The 3,495-nt window shown below is 52.0% G+C and carries 2 protein-coding genes; both read left to right on the top strand.

The features are described 5' to 3' along the window. Positions 1–2,418 (top strand): PAS domain-containing protein (locus RMO52_RS15670; protein WP_310415932.1); only part of this gene is annotated, 2,418 nt, incomplete at its 5' end. A gap of 225 nt (positions 2,419–2,643) precedes the next feature. Next, on the top strand, positions 2,644–3,495 hold an 852-nt coding region (hemF, locus tag RMO52_RS15665; RefSeq protein WP_310415929.1), incomplete at its 3' end, for an oxygen-dependent coproporphyrinogen oxidase.

Below are 3,495 nucleotides of genomic sequence, written 5' to 3'. Positions count from 1 at the left end.
ATCGATGACGATCGCCTCCGATCGTCCGATCGGAGGCAATCGAGTGAAGAACGGCTCAAACTTGCGCTTCAGGGCGCAAGACAAGGAACTTGGGACTTCGATCTCCAGAGGCAGGAGTTGGTGTGGGACGATCGCTGCAAGGAACTGTTTGGACTCGATCCTGGTGCGGTGGTAAATTATGACACCTATCTCGCAGGCGTGTATCCCGACGATCGCCAGCGGGTAGCTGATGCCGCAGCAAGAGCGATCCGCAATTGTGGTGAATTTGCTCAGGAGTACCGCACGGTTCATTCCGATGGCACCAGTCACTGGATTCTTACTCAGGGACGCTGTTGGTGCGATCCAGCCGGAGAGCCGTGCCGGATGTCTGGGACGATGATGGAGATCACCGAGCGCAAACAAGTCCAGCTCAATGACAGATTCCTGTACGAACTGACGCGACGGCTGCGGTTAATTACCGATGCGGATGAATTGCAAGATGAAGCGGCTAGAAGTGTGGGCGAATATCTGCGGTTCGATCGCGCAACATGGTATGGAGTAGATTGGATCGATCGGCTAGCAACGGTCGAGCGCGACTGGTATCGCGCGGGGTTGGAGAGTCATGTGGGCGTCTATGCGATCGCCGATTTCTTGCCACCAGCCATGCAGGTTGCCCTGTTTGCAGGCGAATCAGTAGTTATTAGCAATATCCATACCGACCCGTCGCTCGTGCCCCATCTAGCAGCCTATCGACAGTTGGGACTTCAGGCATTTGTCAGTATGCCCTGTTTCAATGAAAATCAGTGGGTAGCAACCTTACATGTCAGTACAGACCAGGTGCGGAACTGGCGCGAGGATGAAATCGCCCTGCTCCAAACCGTCGCCGCCCAGATCTGGCCGACGATCGAGCAAACCCGCGCCGTTGCTGCCCTCAGAGCGCAAGAAGAGCAGACCCGCGCCGCCCAAGCTACCATCAGGCAGCAACTGGACGAAATTGAAGCAATTTATCAGGCGGCTCCGATCGGATTATGCTTTATAGATACGGATCTGAAGTACGTTCGGATCAACGAGCGGTTGGCACAGATCAATGGTGCCTCGGTGGCGGCGCACATCGGGCAGACGCTGCGCGAACTATTACCAGAACTAGCTGACGATGTAGAGCCAATCTATCGCCAAGTCATCGAGTCGGGTGAGCCAATTGTCGATCTAGAGGTGAGTGGCACCAATCCCGCTCAACCTGGCGTAGTGCGATCGTGGATCTCCAGTTTTTATCCCCAAACCGATGCAGAAAATCGCACTATTGGCGTAAATACAGTAGTCCAAGAAATTACCGCTCGCAAACTTGAAGAAGCCGAACGCCAACGGATTGAAGCCGACCTACGGGCAAGCGAACGGATGCGAAGGTTTATGTTCGATCAGACTTTCGAGCTGCTTGGGCTAGTAGATCTCGATGGCGTGCTGCTAGAAGTCAATCAAGCAGCATTAAACTCGATCTCCGCTCGATCGTCCGAACTCGTCGGTCGCAAGTTTTGGGAGACCCGCTGGTGGACGCATTCACCGCAGCTACAGCAGCAACTCATCGACGCGATCGATCGGGCTGCTAGGGGCGAAGTCATCCGTTATGAAGTCGAATTTCCCGATGGCAAGGGCAATGTGATGATTACGGACTTTTCGCTCAAACCGCTCTTTGACGAAGACGGTCGAATTGTGAAGCTGATTGCTGAAGGGCGCGATATATCCCTTCGCAAGCAAAACCAAGCGATCCTAGAAGAGCGCAACCGAGAGCTAGACTCATTTGTATATGTGGTATCCCACGATCTCAAAGCACCCCTGCGCGCCGTTGCCAATCTTTCTCAGTGGATTGAAGATGATTTGGCAGGACAACTCACCGCCGCTACCCTAACGCAAATAACCCTCTTGCGCAACCGTGTGGATCGGATGATGGCGACGATCGATGGACTGCTCGACTATGCTCGCGTCGGTCGCAGCGAGGATGCGATCGAACCTGTCGCCATGGCACAATTGCTAGCAGATGTCATCGATACACTGGCTCCACCACCCACATTTAAAATCGCTCTCCCCGCCGAGCTACCGACGTTCTCCACCAGACGCTTACCATTATTTCAGGTATTTGTCAACTTAGTCAGTAACGGTATCAAACATCATCATTCCGAGGCTGGCACGATTGGGATTGCGATCGCCCAGCGGGGTGATTGGTATGAGTTTGCGGTGTCTGATGATGGCTCAGGCATTGCACCAGAACATCAAGAGCGGGTGTTTAGGATCTTCCAAGCCGTCAATCCCCAAAAGCGCTCGGATAGTACAGGCATCGGACTGGCGATCGTCAAAAAGATCGTCGAAGCCGAAGGCGGTACCATTCGACTAGAGTCGGAGTTGGGTAAGGGTACGACGTTTTATTTTACTTGGCCGAAGGGGTAGGGACGGGGGGACTGGGAGACTGGAAACACTTTCAATCGCCATCCACTATCCACTATCCACTAGCCACTATTCCCTATCCCCTAAAGCCTAAAGCCTAAAACCTAATTTGTATATTTCCCGTAACAACGATCGGCTGTCGATCGCCTGAATATGCTACTTTGCTAGATAGTCGCCAACGACTGCTTTTACAAATATTTTTAATCTCACCTCATTCACCTTGCGGATATGACAGCTTTCTCCACCGACAGTAAGACAAATAATGCTTTCCTGCCCCCTGCTGATGCCAAGAGTCAGATTATTCAGTTCATGCGGGAATTTCAGGATAGTGTCTGTCAAGGCTTGGAAGCCGTTGATGGCGGAGGTAAGTTTCAAGAAGAAAGCTGGGATCGTCCTGAAGGCGGCGGCGGTCGATCGAGAGTAATGAAGGAAGGTAATGTATTTGAACAAGGTGGCGTAAACTTTTCGGAAGTTTGGGGAGACCATTTACCACCATCGATTTTGAGTCAACGTCCCGATGCGGCTGGACATCGGTGGTTTGCTACAGGTACCTCGATGGTATTGCATCCGCGCAATCCTTATATTCCGACCGTTCATCTCAACTACCGTTACTTTGAAGCTGGTCCCGTTTGGTGGTTTGGTGGTGGTTTGGATCTGACCCCTTACTATCCATTTGCTGAAGATGCCAGTCATCTCCACAATACGCTCAAGGGAGCTTGCGACAAACATAGTCCCGATTTATACCCAACTTTTAAGCTGTGGTGCGATGAGTATTTTTATCTCAAACACCGCAATGAGACGCGTGGTGTGGGTGGAATCTTCTTTGACTATCAAGATGGTCAAGGAGCATTATATCGCGGCCCTGACCCCCAAGGGCCTGCTGCTAAATATAGCGACTCTATCGGTGTTCCCGCACCGCGTACGTGGTCAGAGTTATTTGCGATCTCTCAAGACTGCGCTAATAGCTTCTTGCCTGCATATGTGCCAATTGTGGAACGCCGCCGCGATACTGAGTATGGCGAACGGGAACGGAATTTTCAATTATACCGACGCGGACGCTATGTCGAGTTTAATCTAGTT

It is taken from the genome of Chamaesiphon sp. OTE_8_metabat_110 (assembly GCF_031382685.1).
Classification (GTDB): domain Bacteria; phylum Cyanobacteriota; class Cyanobacteriia; order Cyanobacteriales; family Chamaesiphonaceae; genus Chamaesiphon.
The sequence above is the reverse complement of the archived record's forward strand: the minus strand, read 5'-3'. Positions and strand labels throughout refer to the sequence as shown.